This window comes from Mesorhizobium sp. WSM1293 (assembly GCF_000513875.1).
Classification (GTDB): Bacteria; Pseudomonadota; Alphaproteobacteria; order Rhizobiales; family Rhizobiaceae; genus Mesorhizobium; species Mesorhizobium ciceri.
Genome location: NZ_AZUV01000013.1, coordinates 14,357 through 32,810, shown reverse-complemented (window position 1 = coordinate 32,810; position 18,454 = coordinate 14,357). Strand labels below are relative to the sequence as shown.

General features: G+C 62.7%; 20 protein-coding genes. 13 read left to right on the top strand and 7 right to left on the bottom strand.

Annotated elements, in window-relative coordinates; all coding sequences use genetic code 11:
• Positions 1–10 precede the first annotated feature (10 nt).
• The 4 genes from sufD (at position 11) to sufA (ending at position 3,426) form a co-directional block, all read left to right on the top strand.
• Positions 11–1,279, top strand: a complete 1,269-nt coding sequence (sufD, locus tag M729_RS0117660) for a Fe-S cluster assembly protein SufD (RefSeq protein WP_050596294.1) — start codon at positions 11–13, stop codon at positions 1,277–1,279.
• A 4-nt stretch (positions 1,280–1,283) separates the two neighbouring features.
• Positions 1,284–2,528, top strand: coding sequence for a cysteine desulfurase (locus tag M729_RS0117655; RefSeq protein WP_027162378.1), 1,245 nt, complete (start codon positions 1,284–1,286; stop codon positions 2,526–2,528).
• Positions 2,529–2,549: 21 nt separating this feature from the next.
• The gene (locus M729_RS0117650) at positions 2,550–2,942 is read left to right on the top strand and encodes an SUF system Fe-S cluster assembly protein (RefSeq protein ID WP_013532157.1); all 393 of its coding nucleotides are present in this window, start codon (positions 2,550–2,552) and stop codon (positions 2,940–2,942) included.
• A gap of 103 nt (positions 2,943–3,045) precedes the next feature.
• A complete protein-coding gene (gene sufA, locus M729_RS0117645; RefSeq protein ID WP_013532156.1) occupies positions 3,046–3,426 on the top strand; it encodes a Fe-S cluster assembly scaffold SufA in 381 nt (126 codons plus the stop codon).
• 184 nt (positions 3,427–3,610) lie between these two features.
• Here the strand turns inward: sufA and M729_RS0117640 are convergent, their stop codons facing one another.
• Entirely contained in the window at positions 3,611–4,108 is a 498-nt protein-coding gene (locus M729_RS0117640) for a GFA family protein (RefSeq protein ID WP_024504571.1), read from the bottom strand.
• Between the two features lie 90 nt (positions 4,109–4,198).
• Here M729_RS0117640 and M729_RS0117635 point away from each other — a divergent pair, with 90 nt between their 5' ends.
• Entirely contained in the window at positions 4,199–4,522 is a 324-nt protein-coding gene (locus M729_RS0117635) for a TfoX/Sxy family protein (protein WP_024504570.1), read from the top strand.
• Positions 4,523–4,590: 68 nt separating this feature from the next.
• Here M729_RS0117635 and M729_RS0117630 read toward each other — a convergent pair whose 3' ends face one another.
• Both M729_RS0117630 and M729_RS0117625 read right to left on the bottom strand, forming a co-directional pair.
• Positions 4,591–5,508: a pseudouridine-5'-phosphate glycosidase gene (locus M729_RS0117630; protein ID WP_027162377.1), complete on the bottom strand. Its 918-nt coding sequence runs from the start codon at positions 5,506–5,508 to the stop codon at positions 4,591–4,593.
• A gap of 74 nt (positions 5,509–5,582) precedes the next feature.
• The gene (locus M729_RS0117625; RefSeq protein ID WP_027162376.1) at positions 5,583–6,527 is read right to left on the bottom strand and encodes a carbohydrate kinase family protein; all 945 of its coding nucleotides are present in this window, start codon (positions 6,525–6,527) and stop codon (positions 5,583–5,585) included.
• Between the two features lie 279 nt (positions 6,528–6,806).
• Here M729_RS0117625 and recA point away from each other — a divergent pair, with 279 nt between their 5' ends.
• Positions 6,807–7,904, top strand: coding sequence for a recombinase RecA (recA, locus tag M729_RS0117620; RefSeq protein WP_013532151.1), 1,098 nt, complete (start codon positions 6,807–6,809; stop codon positions 7,902–7,904).
• 292 nt (positions 7,905–8,196) lie between these two features.
• Positions 8,197–10,863 carry an alanine--tRNA ligase gene (gene alaS, locus M729_RS0117610; protein WP_027162375.1) on the top strand — a complete coding sequence of 889 codons (2,667 nt, stop codon included), beginning with the start codon at positions 8,197–8,199 and terminating at the stop codon, positions 10,861–10,863.
• 52 nt (positions 10,864–10,915) lie between these two features.
• Here the strand turns inward: alaS and M729_RS0117605 are convergent, their stop codons facing one another.
• From M729_RS0117605 to M729_RS0117595, 3 genes are all read right to left on the bottom strand, one after another.
• The gene (locus M729_RS0117605; protein WP_027162374.1) at positions 10,916–11,569 is read right to left on the bottom strand and encodes a glutathione S-transferase family protein; all 654 of its coding nucleotides are present in this window, start codon (positions 11,567–11,569) and stop codon (positions 10,916–10,918) included.
• 12 nt (positions 11,570–11,581) lie between these two features.
• A complete protein-coding gene (locus M729_RS0117600; RefSeq protein ID WP_027162373.1) occupies positions 11,582–11,761 on the bottom strand; it encodes a hypothetical protein in 180 nt (59 codons plus the stop codon).
• A 137-nt stretch (positions 11,762–11,898) separates the two neighbouring features.
• Positions 11,899–13,110, bottom strand: a complete 1,212-nt coding sequence (locus M729_RS0117595; protein WP_027162372.1) for an NADP-dependent isocitrate dehydrogenase — start codon at positions 13,108–13,110, stop codon at positions 11,899–11,901.
• A 216-nt stretch (positions 13,111–13,326) separates the two neighbouring features.
• Between M729_RS0117595 and M729_RS0117585 the strand changes: the two genes are divergently transcribed.
• From M729_RS0117585 to M729_RS0117575, 3 genes are all read left to right on the top strand, one after another.
• Positions 13,327–14,241 (top strand): RNA methyltransferase, encoded by a 915-nt coding sequence (locus M729_RS0117585; protein WP_050596293.1) that lies wholly within the window; start codon positions 13,327–13,329, stop codon positions 14,239–14,241.
• Positions 14,234–15,034, top strand: coding sequence for a glutamate racemase (gene murI, locus M729_RS0117580; RefSeq protein ID WP_013532145.1), 801 nt, complete (start codon positions 14,234–14,236; stop codon positions 15,032–15,034). The genes M729_RS0117585 and murI overlap by 8 nt, the downstream gene beginning before the upstream one ends.
• A gap of 64 nt (positions 15,035–15,098) precedes the next feature.
• On the top strand, positions 15,099–15,287 hold the full coding sequence (locus M729_RS0117575) for a DUF3008 family protein (RefSeq protein WP_013532144.1): 189 nt from the start codon (positions 15,099–15,101) through the stop codon (positions 15,285–15,287).
• Between the two features lie 112 nt (positions 15,288–15,399).
• Here M729_RS0117575 and M729_RS0117570 read toward each other — a convergent pair whose 3' ends face one another.
• Positions 15,400–15,609 carry a hypothetical protein gene (locus M729_RS0117570; RefSeq protein WP_013532143.1) on the bottom strand — a complete coding sequence of 70 codons (210 nt, stop codon included), beginning with the start codon at positions 15,607–15,609 and terminating at the stop codon, positions 15,400–15,402.
• 376 nt (positions 15,610–15,985) lie between these two features.
• Here M729_RS0117570 and rpsD point away from each other — a divergent pair, with 376 nt between their 5' ends.
• The 3 genes from rpsD (at position 15,986) to M729_RS0117550 (ending at position 18,415) form a co-directional block, all read left to right on the top strand.
• The gene (rpsD, locus tag M729_RS0117565; RefSeq protein ID WP_013532142.1) at positions 15,986–16,603 is read left to right on the top strand and encodes a 30S ribosomal protein S4; all 618 of its coding nucleotides are present in this window, start codon (positions 15,986–15,988) and stop codon (positions 16,601–16,603) included.
• Positions 16,604–16,710: 107 nt separating this feature from the next.
• A complete protein-coding gene (gene ttcA / locus M729_RS0117555; protein WP_027162370.1) occupies positions 16,711–17,598 on the top strand; it encodes a tRNA 2-thiocytidine(32) synthetase TtcA in 888 nt (295 codons plus the stop codon).
• The gene (locus M729_RS0117550) at positions 17,588–18,415 is read left to right on the top strand and encodes an inositol monophosphatase family protein (RefSeq protein WP_013532140.1); all 828 of its coding nucleotides are present in this window, start codon (positions 17,588–17,590) and stop codon (positions 18,413–18,415) included. The genes ttcA and M729_RS0117550 overlap by 11 nt, the downstream gene beginning before the upstream one ends.
• Positions 18,416–18,454 lie beyond the last annotated feature (39 nt).

The window sequence follows — 18,454 nt, the reverse complement described above, 5'->3', positions numbered from 1 at the left end:
GGTAATACCGATGAACATGCACACACAACCGCAGCGGACACCGGCCGAGACAGCGTTGATCGACGCGTTCGGCGACCGGTTGTCGCTGCTGCCCGGCGACGGCGCGGTGATGCTGAAGCGCGACGACGCCATCGAGACGATCAAGCACGGCCTGCCGACGCGGCGCGTCGAATCCTGGCACTATACCGACCTGCGCCGGTTGCTGAATACCGTGCCGGACTTCGACCCGGCCGCCTTGGCCAAAGTCATTGCGCCGATCGTCGACGGTTCCACCGTGGTGTCGATCCTGAACGGCAAGTCCGACGCCAAAGCGCCGGTTCTTGAAGGCGTCTCTTTCCAGCGCCTGTCGGAAAAGCTGGTCGACGGCAGCGCAGCACCTGGGCTCGACCCCTATGGCAGCGACGACGCCATCGGCGCGCTGAACACGGCTTTCGTCGCCGACGGATATTTTGTCGACATCGCCGATGGCGTGGAACTCGAAAAGCCGGTCGAGCTGCAGAACCTGCAGGCCGGCGGCCAGACCCATGTGCGCCTGGCCGTTCGTGTCGGCGCCGGCGCCAAGGCCGTCATCGTCGAACGGCAGACAGGTGACGGCGCTGCCCTGGGCAGCTCGGTCAGCCAGCTCGTGCTCGGCGAAGGCGCCGAGGTGACGTGGCTGATTGTCCAGGAACAGCCGGAAACGGCGACGCATCTGGCGCAGTTCAAGGCCCATATCGGCAAGAATGCCAAGCTGACGCTGTTCGTCATGAACGCCGGCGGCAAGCTCGTGCGCCAGGAGATCATGGTCAGGACGACTGGCGAAGGCGCCGATTTCAAGCTGCGCGGCATCAACCTCTTGGCCGGCGACACCCACACCGACGTGACCATGGTTCTCGACCACGCCGTGCCGCACACGACCTCGACGGAGATCATCCGCAACGTGGTGACGGGCAAGGCGCGCGGCGTGTTTCAGGGCCGCATCAACGTCCATCAATATGCGCAGAAGACCAACGCCAAGATGGCATGCAACACGCTGTTGCTGTCGGACGACGGCGAGTTCTCGACCAAGCCGGAGCTTGAAATCTTCGCCGACGACGTGATTTGCGGCCATGGCGCGACGGTCACCGAGATCGACCACGATCATCTGTTCTACCTGATGGCGCGCGGCGTCGACGAGAAAAGCGCGCGGGGCTTGCTCGTGAAGGCCTTTGTCGCCGAGGTGATCGAGGAACTGGACGACGAGGCGATCGTCGAAGCGCTGGAAGCGCGGCTCGACGGCTGGTTCGTGGCACACGGGTGACCTGATGAACGCACCGGGCAAGATCGGAGATTTCTACGACGTCGAAGCGATCCGCCGCGATTTCCCGATCCTGTCGCGGGAAGTCTATGGCAAGAAGCTGGTCTATCTCGACAATGGCGCCTCGGCACAGAAGCCGCAGGTGGTGCTCGACGCTGTCCAGCACGCCTACAGCCAGGAATATGCCAACGTCCATCGTGGCCTGCATTTCCTGTCCAATGCCGCGACCGACGCCTACGAAAAGGCGCGCGAAACGGTACGCCGTTTCCTCAACGCGCCAAGCACCGACAACATCATCTTCACCTCGAACACGACCTCGGCCATCAACACCGTGGCCTATGGCTATGGCATGCCCAACATCGGCGAGGGCGACGAGATCGTGCTGTCGATCATGGAGCACCACTCCAACATCGTTCCCTGGCATTTCATCCGCGAGCGGCAGGGCGCCAAGCTGGTCTGGGTGCCGGTCGACGATCTCGGCGTCTTCCACATCGAGGAATTCGAAAAACGGCTGACCGACCGCACCAAACTGGTCGCCGTCACGCAGATGTCGAATGCGCTGGGCACGGTGACGCCGATCAAGGAAATCGTGCGCATCGCGCATGCGCGTGGAATTCCCGTCCTCGTCGACGGCAGCCAGAGCGCCGTGCATATGCCGATCGATGTGCAGGATCTCGACTGCGACTTCTTCGTCTTCACCGGGCACAAGGTTTATGGCCCTTCGGGCATCGGCGTGCTCTACGGCAAGAAGGACATTCTCCAGGGCATGCGCCCCTTCATGGGCGGTGGCGAGATGATCGAGGAGGTGACGGAAGACATCGTCACCTACAACGAGCCGCCGCATCGTTTCGAAGCCGGCACGCCGCCGATCGTGCAGGCGATCGGACTGGGTGCCGCGCTCGACTATATGGAAACGATCGGCCGCGAGCGCATCGCCGCGCATGAGGAAGACCTTAAGAACTATGCGCATGAGCGGCTGCGCGCCATCAATTCGCTGCGCATCTTCGGCGATGCGCCCGGCAAGGGAGCCATCATCTCGTTCGAACTGCAAGGCATTCATGCGCACGACGTGTCGATGGTGATAGACAGGCAGGGCGTTGCAGTCCGCGCGGGCACCCATTGCGCCCAGCCGCTGTTGAAACGTTTCGGCGTAACCTCCACATGCAGGGCATCGTTCGGCATGTATAATACCAGGGCCGAAGTCGACGCTTTGGCCGAGGCGCTTGAAAAAGCGCGCAAATTCTTCGGATGACGATTTTTTTGGGTGACGACCATGGATGATGCAAGCATCGCTGCCGAGACCACTCCGGAAACCGCGCCCAATGCGCTGGTTTCGGGATCGGCCATCCCAGCCGACGAACTGGCGCGGTTGACCGACGACATCGTATCGGCGCTGAAGACGGTCTACGATCCGGAAATCCCGGCCGATATCTACGAGCTCGGCCTCATCTACAAGATCGACATCGAGGACAATCGCTCGGTCAAGATCGACATGACGCTGACCGCTCCCGGCTGCCCTGTTGCCGGCGAAATGCCCGGCTGGGTCGAAAATGCCGTCGGCGCCGTCGAAGGCGTGTCCGGCGTCGAGGTCAACATGACCTTCGACCCGCCCTGGTCGGCCGACCGCATGTCGGAAGAGGCGCAGGTGGCGGTGGGTTGGTACTAGCCCGACAGAGGCTGGTGCACTTGCGCCATGGATAAAACTTCACCATTTTAGGTGAGGAATCATTCGGCAGGCCTTGAACCTGCATGGAATGGAAGGAAAAAGAATGGGACGCTTCGCCGTCATCACCATGACCGAAAAGGCCGCCGACCGGGTGCGCGAGATCGTCGCCACCCGCGACAACGCGCATGGCATCCGCCTCGGCATCAAGAAGGGCGGCTGCGCCGGCATGGAATATACGGTCGATCTGGTGACCGAGCCCAACACCAAGGACGACCATATCGAGCGCGACGGCGCGCATGTCTATGTCGCGCCCGAGGCTGCGCTATTCCTGTTCGGCACCGAGATGGATTTCGAGCAGACGACGCTGCGCACCGGCTTCACTTTCCACAACCCGAACCAGAGCTCGGCCTGCGGCTGCGGCGAATCCGTCGAACTGAAGCCGGCCGACCTGAAGGCACTGGCAGAGGCACGCGCTTCGGCCTGATTTTTTCCTTCGCCCCGTTTACGCGGAGAAAGTGTCACGAAGTGACGGATGAGGGGCAGCGCCAGCCTCTCCAGAGTTAGCTCCGCCCAGCCTGCCGGCGTACGTCGTTAGAAAATCCAAGCAATTGGCTTTTCGTTCGGTGCGCGGATCACTCCTCACCTCCCCGTAAACGGGGCGAAGAAACTCACTCCACCCACATGCCCGTCCGCTTGTGCCAATCGGCGATCGATTCCTCGGGATAGACGTCGAAGACCTTGTCGTGCTTGCCAACCACCGGTTCCACCCAGTTCGCTTTGTATTTCAGCATCAGGTGCACTCGGCTCGGCGGAATGGGTAAATCGCTGTCGATCGCTGAGGCGAAGGGGTGCACCAGTTCCGGCCATGTCGGATCGTAGAGCCAAAGGGCTGAGCCGCATTTCTTGCAGAAATTGCGCTCGCCGGTTGAGATTTCGCAATGCGGATGCTCGTCGTCCTCGATCTCCGCCCGAAAGACGCCGAGGCTGCGCTTGCCCCTGATGTTCAGTGTCTCGTTGTCGGCACCGAGATTGATGGCGAAGCCGCCGCCGCCTTGCTGCTTGCGGCAGATGGAGCAGTAGCACAGCATGAACGGCGCCGGCGTGTGGCTTTCCACCTCGAAACGCACGGCATTGCAGCGACAGGACCCTTTCAGCAGAAGCGGCATGGCGGGAAAACTCCGATACCTCTCTCAACCTGTCAGCATGATTTTGGTTGCGGCGATGACAAGGCCAGATGCCGGTGACATGATCGCGGCATGGACAATGAACGCATCGCCGAACTGTTCGAGGGTCTCGGCCCTGTCAGCATCCGCAAACTGTTCGGCGGCAAGGGCATCTATTTCGACGGCGTCATCGTCGCCATCGTGCTGCGTGGCGAATTGCTGTTGAAAGCCGACGAGCAAAGCGCGCCCGAGTTCGAGGCCGCCGGCTGCACGCAATGGACCTATACCGGCTCGCGCCACGGCAAGCTGGTCGCCATGCCCTACTGGAGCGTTCCCGACAGCGCTTTCGATGATCCCGACGAGATGACGGTCTGGGCACGGCGGGCCTATGAGGCGGGGCGGCGGGCGGGGAAGTGATGCCAGCCTTCTTGGCACAGCGGAGGGACAGCACCCCCCTCTGTCCCGCCGACCTTGGAGGCCGTGCCCTACAATGCCCTGGCTATCCTCGCCGCCAGCCGTGCATTGTTTTCCACCAGCGCGATGTTGGTCTTGAGGCTCCTGCCGCCGGTCAGTTCGAGGATTTTTCCCAGCAGGAACGGCGTCACCGCCTTGCCGGTCACGTTGAGCGCTTCGGCGGCCTTCTGCGCGGCCTCGATATAGCCCGTCATCTCTTCAGCCGGGATTTCCTGGTTTTCCGGCACAGGATTGGCAATCAGCATGCCGCCGGCGAGCCCTAGTGCCGCCCGCGTCTGGTAGAAATGCGCGATCTCTTCCGGCTCGTGCAAGGTCAGCGGCGCGCGGAACGGCGATTGCCTGGACCAGAAGGCCGGCATCGTCTCGCAGCCATGGCCGATCACCGGCACGCCGCGCGTCTCCAGCACTTCCAGCGTCTTTTCGATGTCGAGGATGGCCTTGGCGCCGGCCGAGACGACAATCACCGGGGTGCGCGCCAGCTCGTCGAGATCGGCGGAAATGTCAAAGCTCTTTTCGGCGCCCTTGTGCACGCCGCCGATACCGCCGGTGGCGAACACTTTTATGCCGACCATATGCGCCGCGATCATCGTGGCGGCGACCGTGGTGCCGCCGGTGCGCCCTTGCGCCACGGCAAAACCGAGATCGGCGCGCGACAGTTTCATGGCGTCGCCCGTCATCGCCAGCGATTCGCGCTCGCCGTCCGAAAGCCCGATCTTGATGCGGCCGCCAACCACGGCGATCGTCGCCGGCACGGCGCCGCCATCGCTGATGATCTTTTCGACATCAGCCGCCATGGCGCCATTGTCGGGGTAGGGCATGCCATGGGTGATGATGGTGCTTTCCAGCGCCACCACCGGCCGGCCGTCGGCCAGGGCCTGCGCCACCGGCGCGTGGATGTCGATGAAGGGGCGGGCGGTCTCAGGGGTCATCAAGGTCTCCTATCCGGAATGCGGCGCGTCCGTCGGACGCTCGGCAACATCGCGGCACTATGAATTCGCCGGTCTCATGCCACTTCCCTGGCATCCGGCACAAGAGCCAACGCTTCCGCGAAGCTCGCCGCGGTGAACTCCGGAACGGCGGCGGCGCTTTCGATGGCAAGCGTCGCCCCGGCAATGCCTTCGCGCAGAGCTGCCCGCAGCGGCAGTCCGCGCAGCAAGGCAGCGACCGTTGCGCCCGCCAGCGCATCGCCGGCGCCGGTGACGTCGGCGACCTTTCTTGGTGGCGGCGGCAGGATAGAGAAGGCGCCGGCTTCATCGAAGCCCAGCATGGGCCCGCCGCCTGCCGTCACCACGCCGCTGACGAGGCCGCTGCATCGCAACCCGTCGACGACCTCGCGCTTCGTGGCATTCGCGGCGACGCCGGCCAGCGCCATGGCCTCGCGCCGGTTCATGAAGACCAGCGAAAGCTCCTTCAGCACCGGTAGCAACCGCACCACCTTGGCCGGCGAAATGGCAATCGCGAAAACCGGCTTGCCCGCAGCGAGCGCGACCAGCCGTTCCAGCGCCGAAGAGGGCAGATTGGCGTCGCACAGGATCGCGTCGGCGGCGGCGATCACCTCCCGCACCTTGGAGCGCCTGATCTGCTTGGGAAACGCCAAATCATAGAGCGCCATGTCGGCAAAGCCGACGATCAGCTCGCCCTCGCTGTCGATCAGTGCCGTGTAGCTCGGCGTCGTGCGGTCGAGGAAGACCGCCGACAGGTCGGTAATGCCTGCCCCGGCAATGGCTCGCGAAACGGTGTCGGCAGCGGGATCGCCGCCGCGAACCGACATCAGCGACGCGGAGACGCCGCGCCGCACGGCACTGCGCAAGGCGTTGAAGACGCCGCCGCCGACATCCTCGCGCATTGTGCCCGGATTGGAGGCGGCGGGCACGTAAGCGCCGGACACCTGGCCCCGCCGGTCGATATGGGCACCGCCTACGGCCAGTATTTTCGCGGATTTCAGCATGCCGGCGATATGACCTTTGTTATTCCAGCCGCACAAGCGCTAGGCTGTGCGACCGAGCTTCGCATGCAAGGCGGCGATTCGGCAGATCGAAACAACCGGCCGTCTGGCCCAACGTGCGGTGCATCCCTGATCGAATCCTTGGACAAAAAAAGAACAAATCCGGATATTGCTTGTTTTTCAGATATTTGACCCCTCTTGCCAAATGAGAACAAAAAAGGTACAAATAGGCAGGGATTACGGATTGTCCGGCCTTCATTGACGACCAAGGGGTGATGTATCATGGCTCAGAATTCTTTGCGGCTGGTAGAGGACAAGGCAGTGGACAAATCAAAGGCTCTGGATGCGGCGCTGTCGCAGATCGAGCGGGCTTTCGGCAAGGGCTCGATCATGCGGCTCGGCGCCAACGAGCAGGTCGTCGAGATCGAAACGGTGCCGACCGGCTCGCTTGGCCTCGACATCGCGCTTGGCGTCGGTGGCCTGCCGCGCGGCCGCATCATCGAGATCTACGGGCCGGAAAGCTCGGGCAAGACGACGCTGGCCCTGCACACCGTGGCCGAAGCCCAGAAGAAGGGCGGCATCTGCGCTTTCGTCGATGCCGAGCACGCGCTTGACCCGGTCTATGCCCGCAAGCTTGGCGTCGATCTCGAAAACCTGCTGATTTCGCAGCCCGACACTGGTGAGCAGGCGCTGGAAATCTGCGACACGCTGGTGCGCTCCGGCGCCATCGACGTGCTGGTGGTCGATTCGGTCGCGGCGCTGACGCCACGTGCCGAAATCGAAGGCGAGATGGGTGATTCGCTGCCCGGCCTGCAGGCCCGCCTGATGAGCCAGGCGCTGCGCAAGCTGACCGCCTCGATCTCGCGCTCCAACACCATGGTCATCTTCATCAACCAGATCCGCATGAAGATCGGCGTCATGTTCGGTTCGCCCGAGACGACGACCGGCGGCAACGCGCTGAAATTCTACGCATCGGTGCGCCTCGACATCCGCCGCATCGGCTCGGTCAAGGACCGCGACGAAGTCGTCGGCAACCAGACCCGCGTCAAGGTGGTCAAGAACAAGCTGGCGCCGCCCTTCAAGGTGGTCGAGTTCGACATCATGTATGGTGAAGGCGTGTCCAAGACCGGCGAACTGGTCGATCTCGGCGTCAAGGCCGGCGTGGTCGAGAAGTCGGGCGCCTGGTTCTCCTACAATTCGCAGCGTCTCGGCCAAGGCCGCGAGAATGCCAAACTGTTCCTGCGCGACAATCCCGACACCGCACGCGAGATCGAGCTGGCGCTCCGACAGAATGCCGGGCTGATCGCCGAAAAGTTCCTTGAGAATGGCGGCTCCGAAGGTGGCGACGACGGGTTCGAGGAGGAATCCGGCGCGATGTGACAACTCGCGAGGTCGGCCGGAGTTCGGCCATAATCGCATTCTATTATCTCGGGCTTAAGTAATCGAGTTCCGCGTTAATGCGTTTTGAAACCGCCGGCCCAGTGCCGGCGGTTTTGCGTTTCGGCGGCGAAAACAGGCCGGTTCGAACGGCCGGCAAAGGCCGTGGATTGGACCAATTCCGTGTTTCTGGACAGGGTGAAGCGCGGCGGCTAAAAGGCCAAGTCCTAATCTTCTAAAACGCAGAGCCCATTTCCGCCGGTTTGCCGGCGGCCCTTCCGAAAAGGCAGCATTCATGAGTGGCGTGAACGAAATCCGGTCGACATTTCTCGACTACTTCCGCAAGGAGGGTCACGAGATCGTCGCGTCGAGTCCGCTGGTGCCGCGCAACGACCCGACGCTGATGTTCACCAACGCCGGCATGGTACAGTTCAAGAACGTCTTCACCGGCCTGGAGAAGCGGCCCTATTCGCGCGCCTCGACCGCCCAGAAGAGCGTTCGCGCCGGCGGCAAGCACAACGATCTCGACAATGTCGGCTACACCGCGCGTCATCTGACCTTCTTCGAGATGCTCGGCAACTTCTCCTTCGGCGACTATTTCAAGGAGCGCGCCATCGAGCTTGCCTGGAACCTGATCACCAGGGAATTCGGGCTGAGCAAGGACAAGCTGCTGGTCACCGTCTATCACACGGATGACGAGGCGGCCGGCTTCTGGAAGAAGATCGCCGGTTTTTCCGACGACCGCATCATTCGCATCGCGACCTCGGACAATTTCTGGGCGATGGGCGACACCGGACCCTGCGGGCCGTGCTCGGAGATCTTCATCGACCGCGGCGAGCACATCTGGGGCGGCCCTCCCGGCAGCCCGGAGGAAGATGGCGACCGTTTCCTGGAATTCTGGAACCTGGTGTTCATGCAGTATGAACAGGTGACGAAGGAGGAGCGCATCGACCTGCCGCGCCCCTCGATCGACACCGGCATGGGCCTGGAGCGCATGGCGTCCATCCTGCAAGGGGTGGAAAGCGTCTTCGAGACCGATCTGTTCCGTCACCTGATCGACGCGGCCTCGTCCGCGATCGGGCATGGTCCCGACAAGGAGACGGTCGCCTCCTACCGGGTCATTGCCGATCATCTGCGCTCGTCCTCCTTCCTGGTCGCCGATGGCGTGCTGCCCTCGAACGAAGGCAGGGGCTACGTCCTGCGCCGCATCATGCGCCGCGCCATGCGCCATGCACAGCTGCTCGGTGCCAACGAACCGCTGATGTGGAAGCTGGTGCCGGCGCTGGTGCGCGAAATGGGCCAGGCCTATCCGGAACTGCTGCGCGGCGAACAATTGATCACTGAGACGCTGAAGCTCGAGGAGACCAGGTTTCGCAAGACGCTGGTGCGCGGCCTCGGCCTGCTTTCCGAGGCGACCGAAACGCTGCATGCCGGCGACATGCTGGATGGCGAGACGGCCTTCAAGCTCTACGACACCTATGGCTTCCCGCTCGACCTGACGCAGGACGCACTGCGCCAGCGCAGCATCTCGGTCGATATTGCCGGCTTCACCAACGCGATGGAGCAGCAGAAGGCCGAGGCGCGCAAGCATTGGGCCGGGTCCGGCGACGCCGCCACCGAGACCATCTGGTTCTCGGTGCGCGAGAAGGCCGGCGCCACCGAGTTCCTCGGCTATGAGACTGAAGCTGCGGAAGGCATCATCCAGGCGCTTGTCCGGGACGGCAAGGCTGTCGACGGCGCCGGCAAGGGCGACGCGGTGGCGATCGTCGTCAACCAGACGCCGTTCTATGCCGAGTCCGGCGGCCAGATGGGCGACACCGGCGTCATCTCCGGCGAGGGGTTCTCGATCGAGGTTTCGGATACGCAGAAGAAGGCCGACGGGCTGTTCGTGCATATCGGCAAGGTGGCCAGCGGCACCGTCAAGACGGGCGCGGCTGTCGAGCTGAAGGTCGATCATGCAAGGCGCTCGAGGCTGCGCGCCAACCATTCCGCGACGCATCTGATCCATGAGGCGCTGCGCGAAGTGCTGGGCAGCCATGTCGCACAGAAGGGCTCGCTGGTCGCGCCCGAGCGCCTGCGCTTTGACATCTCGCACAACAAGCCGATTTCGGCCGAAGACCTCGAAGAGGTCGAGCGCATGGCCAACGAGATCGTCGTCCAGAACGGCCCGGTGACCACGCGCCTGATGTCGGTCGACGATGCCATCGCCGAGGGCGCCATGGCGCTGTTTGGCGAAAAGTACGGCGACGAAGTGCGCGTCGTGTCGATGGGCACCGGCCTGCACGGCGCCAAGGCGAACCGGCCCTATTCGGTCGAGCTCTGCGGTGGCACCCATGTCCGGGCGACCGGCGATATCGGCCTCGTGCGTGTCGTATCGGACAGCGCGGTCGCCGCCGGCGTGCGCCGCATCGAGGCATTGACGGGCGAAGCCGCGCGCAAACATCTCGACGAGCAGGACAGGCGTTTGAAGGCGACGGCAGCCGTGTTGAAGATTTCGCCGGCCGATGTACCGGCGCGCGTCGAGACGCTGCTCGAAGAGCGCAAGAAGCTCGAAAAGGAACTGACCGAAGCGCGCAAGAAGCTGGCATTGGGCGGCGGATCGTCTGCCGATGCTCCAGCCGCCAATGAGACGGTCGCCGGTGTCGGCTTCCTCGGCAAGACGGTCTCAGGTGTCTCACCGAAGGACCTGAAGCCGCTGGCCGATGCCGGCAAGACGTCGCTCGGCTCCGGCGTCGTCGTCTTCGTCGGCGCCGGCGAAGACAACAAGGCAAGCGTCGTGGTGGCCGTCACCGACGATCTCGTCGGCCGCTTCAGCGCCGTCGACCTTGTCCGAGTGGCCTCGGCGGCACTCGGCGGGCAGGGCGGCGGCGGACGGCCCGACATGGCCCAGGCCGGCGGCCCCGACGCTTCCAAGGCCGATGATGCGATTGCTGCGGTAAGGGCGGCACTCGAAGCGGCGTAGGCGAGTGGACTGAATTTAAAGCAACGGTTGGAGGGACAGCGGACGTCACTTATCAGCCGATTTTTTCAGTCCGCACGAAGCTAGGCCGAGCCGCAATGCGCGCATACCAGTCCCGGATATCAGGGAACTCGGCCAGCAGATTTCGCCCCTCGGCGACCTTGACGAAATAACCGATGATCGGTGCGGCATGCAGGTCGGCCAGCGTCAGTTGGCCGCCCAGCAGCCACGGTCCCGGCGCTTTCAGCGCGGACAGCGTCCGAAGCGCTTTGCTCGCCTGAGCAAGGCCGCCGGCGATCAACGCCTCATCCGGCTGAGCCTTCTCCAGCCGCTCGACGGCGACATCCCAGACCATCGACCTGTAGGCATAGGCATCGAGCAAGCCGATGATCAGGTTCATGGTTGCGCGGATGCGCGCATCGGCAGGCTGCAGCGCCGGCCCGTCGAAGGCTTCGTCGATATAGCGGGCGATCGCATTGGTCTCGAACAGCCGAAACCCGTCATGCGCGAAGGCCGGGATGCGGCCGAACGGATGATGCTCGAAATACCAGGCGGGAACGCCCTCGGCGGCAAAGACATCGACCGGCACAAGCTCGTAGTCGATGCCTTTTTCCTCAAGCACGAGGCGGACGATGCGCACATAGACGCTATAGTCCGCCCCGTAGACGATGGGCTTGCTCGACGATGTGGTGTTGACGCTATGATCGATGCGGGCGACGCTCTATTCTTTTATCTTCACAACGGGCTTGCCATCTTCGATGACGAGCGTGATCTTGCCTCCAAGCTCCGCCGGAGCGGGAGCGACATTGGCAGCTTGCACCTCAAACTTCGGCATGGAGTCCAAGAGCTCTTTGCCCTTGGTACTCTTTAGCCGTTCTTGCTGATCGAACCACATAGCCATTTACATCTACCTATTTTCGCAAATCCAGCTCATCCACGGAAGACAGATTTGCACTTCGACACGCCTCAAGTCTTTGTCGTTAACTTAGTGCTGTCGCGCACGAGATCAATATCGAGCGAAGCCTTTGGACGACATGCCTACGCCATCGCTTTCTGCAAATTCTCGTCGATCTTGTCGAGGAAACCGGTGGTCGACAGCCAGGGCTGGTCGGGGCCGATCAGCAGCGACAGGTCCTTGGTCATGAAGCCGGACTCGACCGTCTGGATGCAGACCTTTTCCAGCGTGTCGGCAAAGCGCTTCAGCTCGGCATTGTCGTCGAGCTTGGCGCGGTGGGCGAGCCCCCGCGTCCAGGCGAAGATCGAGGCGATCGAATTGGTCGAGGTTTCCTCGCCCTTCTGGTGCTGGCGATAGTGGCGGGTAACGGTGCCGTGCGCGGCTTCGGCTTCCACCGTCTTGCCGTCCGGCGTCATCAGCACCGAGGTCATCAGGCCGAGCGAGCCAAAACCCTGGGCCACCGTGTCGGACTGGACGTCGCCGTCATAGTTCTTGCAGGCCCAGACATAGCCGCCCGACCATTTCAGGGCGGAGGCAACCATGTCGTCGATCAGGCGGTGTTCGTACCACAGCTTCTTCGCCTTGAACTCGGCCTCGAATTCAGCCTCGTAGACTTCCTGGAAGATGTCCTTGAAGCGGCCGTCATAGGCCTTCAGGATGGTGTTCTTGGTCGACAGATAGACCGGATAATTGCGCAGCAGGCCATAGTTCAGCGAGGCGCGGGCAAACTCGCGGATGGACTCGTCCAGATTGTACATGGCCATGGCGACGCCGGCGCCGGGCGCATCATACACGTCGTGCTCGATCACCTTGCCGTCCTCGCCGACGAACTTGATCGTCAGCTTGCCCTTGCCGGGAAAGCGGAAATCGGTGGCGCGGTACTGGTCACCGAAAGCGTGACGGCCGACGATGATCGGCTTGGTCCAGCCGGGCACCAGGCGCGGCACGTTCTTCATGATGATCGGCTCGCGGAAGATCGTGCCGCCAAGGATGTTGCGGATAGTGCCGTTCGGCGACTTCCACATCTTCTTCAGCTTGAACTCCTCGACGCGCTGCTCGTCGGGCGTGATCGTCGCGCATTTCACGCCGACGCCGTATTTCTTGATGGCGTTGGCCGAATCGATCGTCACCTGGTCGTTGGTGGCATCGCGATGCTCGATGCCGAGGTCATAATATTCGAGCCTGAGGTCGAGATAAGGGTGGATCAGCTTGTCCTTGATGAACTGCCAGATGATGCGGGTCATCTCGTCGCCGTCGAGCTCGACGACCGGGTTCGCCACCTTGATCTTCGCCATGGAAAGAATGCCTCGTTGCTGGGATGTGGGACGGCCTTGCCCGCGTGGCGTTGGGCCGGGAGATGTCGCCCGTATATCAAAGCGCTTTTGGCCACGCAAACGGCGATCGGTCACGAATTGGAGGCCAGAGCCGTCGTCATTTGCGAAGGCTTCATTTTCCCGGCCGAATATGGCAGGGGACGCTGAAATGCCGCAAACAGCAGTTCATTGACAATCATGCCCGTCACCAAAGATCCTGATAGCATTGCAGTCGCCGGCCCGGCGATCATCCTCGTCGAGCCTCAGCTTGGCGAGAACATCGGCATGGTCGCGCGCGCCATGGCCAATTTCGGTCTGTCGGAGCTGCGCCTCGTCAATCCGCGTGACGGTTGGCCGAGCGAGAAGGCACGCGCGGCGGCGAGCCGCGCCGATCATGTCATCGACGCCGTCACCGTCTTTGACGATCTGGCCTCGGCGCTCGCTGACCTGAACTTCGTCTTCGCCACCACGGCCAGGCAGCGCGACGGCTTCAAATCCGTGCGCGGGCCGGTGGAGGCGGGCAGATTGCTGCGGGCGCGCCACGCAATGGGCCAGCGCACCGGCATCCTGTTCGGCCGCGAGCGCTTCGGCCTCTACAATGACGAGGTCGGCCTTGCCGACGAGATCGTCACGTTCCCGGTCGATCCCGATTTCTCGTCGCTCAACATCGCCCAGGCCGCGCTTCTGATGTCCTACGAATGGATGAAGTCCGGCCTGGAGGACGAGACCAAGACCAATTTTTCCGGCCCGGACATGAAGCCGGCAAGCAAGGAGGAATTGCACGGCCTGTTCGCCTATCTCGAAGGCGCACTGGAAGCACGCGGCTATTTCCGGCCGGCACCGAAGAAGCCGAAAATGATCGACAATCTGCGTGCGGTGCTGACGCGCGCCGGTTTTGCCGAACCGGAGCTGAAGGTGCTGCGCGGCATCATCTCGTCGCTCGACAGGTTTTCGCCGGCGATGCCGCGCGGCGACGGGTCCCCTGGCGATGATCCACGGCGCTTGCCCGCGGCCGCCGCGCGGGCCCGCAAGGCGGAAGCGGCGCGCCTTGCCGGCGCCGGCAAGGACGATGACATACCGCCGCTTGGCGGAAAAGGAACCGACAATGACTGAGCGGCCGATCCTGATGTTCGATTCGGGCATCGGCGGGCTCACCGTACTGCGCGAGGCGCGCGTGCTGATGCCCGACCGCCGCTTCATCTATGTCGCCGACGACGCTGCGTTTCCCTATGGCGCCTGGGAAGAGCCGGCGCTGAGGGTGCATATCCTTGAATTGTTCGGCAAACTGCTTGAGCGGTTTGCGCCGGCCATTTCGGTCATCGCCTGCAACACCGCCTCGACGTTGGTGATCGACGCGCTGCGCGACAGATTTCCCGAGCATCCTTTTGTCGGCATGGTGCCTGCGATCAAGCCGGCGGCGGAACGCACGCGCTCAGGGCTGGTTTCGGTGCTGGCGACGCCTGGCACCGTCAAGCGCCAGTACACGCGCGACCTGATCAGCAAATGGGCGCAGAAATGCCATGTCCGCCTGGTCGGCAGCGACAGGCTGGCGGGACTGGCTGAGATCTACATGCGTGAGGGCTTCGTCGATGAGGAGGCCGTGCGCGCCGAGATCACGCCATGCTTCGTCGAACGTGATGCGCTGCGTACGGATATCGTCGTGCTCGCCTGCACACACTACCCCTTTCTGGCCAATCGTATGCGCAAGACGGCGCCTTGGCCGGTCGACTGGCTCGACCCCGCCGAAGCGATCGCGCGCCGGGCGCTGTCGCTTCTCGCCGACATCGATCCGAGCGGTCGTGGCGAGATGTTGCCTGAAGGGCCCGACCTTGCCGTCTTCACATCGAAAAGAGCCGATTTCCCCACCCGCCGCCTGATGCAGGGGTTCGGGTTGGCGATGTCGTGATTGCGAAGCGGAACATCACGGCAGTCGTTGCGTTTTTCTCCTGATGCCAACGGGAGAAAGAGCCATGCCAGCCACCTCGAAAGCCCAGCAGAAAGCCGCCGGCGCGGCTCTGTCGGCCAAGCGCGGCGAGACCAAGAAGAGCGAACTCCAGGGCGCTTCCAAGGGAATGTACGAATCGATGAGCGAAAAGCAGCTCGAGGAATTCGCCGAGACGAAGCGCAAGGGCCTGCCGGAGAAGAAGTCGAAAGGCTAGAGTGCGGTCCGCCGTTCAAGGGAAACGCCGAAGAACACGAGCCGGAATCGAAAGCCCGCGGCCAAACCGCGGGCTTTGAAGTGATGTCGGCCGCCTGAGACGGGATTGGAGCCTACCAGCGCCCTCTGCACTGCTTGATCTTGTAGCGGATGACCTTCTTGTGGCCGTGCCGCCAGATAATTTTCTTCTTGATCACGATGCGGCAAGCCTGGTGGTGCCGGTGCCCTTGCCAATGCCTGGCCTCAGCCGGCTCCGGTGTCATGACCGCCATGGATCCCGCCAACACAGCGGCTCCTGTCAGGGTAAGGAAGAATTTCTTCATGCGAATGTAGCTCCTCTGCTCCGGTCCCTTCCTGATGCCGCTGGCGCAACCTCCCGCCACATCCGGCACTGTACTCAACCCAGAGACGCTATATCGTCGCCATGGCCTACGCCAGCCACAAGCTTGACACCGGTTAAATCTCCGTTTAATCAGCGCGCCAACACCGGGCCGCAATGCCCGGTGGTTTTCTTTATGTGCGCAAGATGCGTGGAAATCCAATTCTACTATCTTGTTTGAACTGACGTGTCCCGTGGGTTTTCCGCCGCGTTGCGTGGGAAAACCCTGTCAGGTCTCGAAAACGGAGGCCAGAGGAGGGCGCGTTTCCTTCACCCGGACCATGAGGTTCCGGGTGTGTTTGTTTTGAAAAGGGAATGCGATGAGCAAGCGCGAATCCGCAAAGTACAAGATCGACCGCCGTCTCGGCGAAAACATCTGGGGCCGCCCGAAGTCCCCGGTCAACAAGCGTGAATACGGCCCCGGCCAGCATGGCCAGCGCCGCAAGGGCAAGCTTTCCGATTTCGGCCTGCAGCTGCGCGCCAAGCAGAAGCTGAAGGGGCACTATGGCGACGTTTCGGAAAAGCAGTTCCGCAAGGTTTATGAAGAGGCTGACCGCCGCAAGGGCGACACCTCGGAGAACCTGATCGGCCTGCTCGAGTCGCGTCTCGACGCGGTCGTCTACCGCGCCAAGTTCGTGCCGACCATTTTCGCCGCCCGTCAGTTCGTCAACCACGGTCACGTCAACGTCAACGGCAAGCGCGTCAACATCGGCTCGTACCGCTGCAAGCCGGGCGATGTCGTCGAAATCCGCGAAAAGTCCAAGCAGCTGGTCATCGTTCTGGAAGCGGTCGGTCTCGCCGAGCGCGACGTGCCGGACTACATCGAAGCCGATCACAACAAGATGGTCGCGACCTTCTCGCGCATCCCCGGCCTGGCGGATGTTCCGTTCGCCGTGCAGATGGAACCGAACCTGGTCGTCGAATTCTATTCGCGCTAAACGAGCGCGTTCTGCGACATCCTGCGAAGGCCGCCCGTCGAGGCGGCCTTTTCTTTGTCGGTCATGTCCGCTAATCCGGCGCTCTGGGCCATTGAAAGCGACATGCCATGAACATGCTTCCAGACATTGAAACGCTCGAACCGGTCGCCGACAGCGAAGGCGGTTTCCATCCGCTGTTCGCCGACGTGCCGTCCTCGGTCGAGTTCAACAAACTGCGCAAGCGGCTGCTGCGGCTGACCCGGCAGGCGATCGAGGATTTCTCGATGGTCAAGCCCGGCCAGCGCTGGCTCGTAGCGCTATCGGGCGGCAAGGATTCCTACGGCCTGCTCGCGGTGCTGCTCGACCTAAAATGGCGCGGGCTCTTGCCGGTCGATCTTCTGGCCTGCAATCTCGACCAGGGCCAGCCGAATTTCCCCAAACATATCCTGCCGGACTATCTCGACAGCAACGGCATTGCGCACCGGATCGAATATCAGGACACCTATTCCGTCGTCACCGACAAGCTGCCGGCGGGCAGCACCTATTGCTCGCTCTGCTCGCGTCTCAGGCGCGGCCATCTCTACCGCATTGCACGCGAGGAGGGGTGCTCGGCGCTGGTGCTCGGCCACCATCGCGAGGACATTCTCGAAACCTTCTTCATGAACCTCTTCCATGGCGGGCGTCTCGCCGCCATGCCGCCAAAACTGCTCAATGACGAAGGCGACGTCATGGTGCTGCGGCCATTGAGCTATTGCGCCGAGGTTGATCTGGAAAAATTCGCTGCCGCCATGCGATTCCCGATCATTCCCTGCGATCTCTGCGGCAGCCAGGAAGGTCTTCAGCGCAACGCCATGAAGGCGATGCTCGAGGACCTGGAAAAGCGCATGCCGGGCCGCAAGGATACGATGCTGCGCGCGCTGTCGAACAGCAGGCCATCGCATCTGCTCGACAGAAAGCTGTTCGATTTCGCTGCCCTCAACGAGACCCTCACCACAAGGCAAGCCGATGACATTTGACGACACCGCGATCGACTGGCTGGCCGGCATTCTGGCCGAGGCGGCACTTGCCGAGATCATGCCGCGCTTTCGCCGGTTGGGCGATGGCGATGTCAGGCAGAAGACGTCGGCCGCCGACCTGGTGACCGAAGCCGACGTCAATGCCGAGCGGCTGATCACCGCGCGGCTGCGCGAGCGGTATCCCTCAGCGATGGTCGTCGGCGAGGAGGCCTGTTCCGACAATCCAGCGCTTTTAAACGGGTTGGGCGATGCCGATCTGGCCTTCGTCATCGACCCGGTCGACGGTACTTTCAATTTCGCCTCCGGCGTGCCGCTGTTCGGCGTCATGCTGGCGGTCGTGGTCAAGGGCGAGACTGTCGCCGGCATCATCCACGATCCCGTCGGCAAGGACTGGCTGATTGGCGCCAGGGGTGCCGGCAGCCATATCCGGCATGCGCACGGCAGCATCGAGAAGGTGCATGTAGCGGTACCCGCGCCGATCTCGGAGATGACCGGCTCTGTCTCCTGGCAATATATGGCCGAGCCGGAACGGACACGGCTGGCGCGCAACCAGACCAAGATCCTGTCGCAGTTCGCCTATCGCTGCGCCGCGCACGAATACCGCCTGCTGGCGAGCGGCCATGCCCACTTCGTCGTCTACAACAAGCTGATGCCGTGGGACCACCTGGCCGGCGTGCTGATCCATGCCGAGGCCGGCGGCCATGCGGCGCGCTTCGACGGCAGCGCCTATCTGCCCTCGCATCTCGGCGGCGGCCTGCTTGTCGCGCCAGACAAGGAAAGCTGGCACGAATTGCGCCGCGAGCTCTGGGCGCAGTAGGATCGATTGCTGCGTTAGCCGAAAGCAGTACAATCTCGC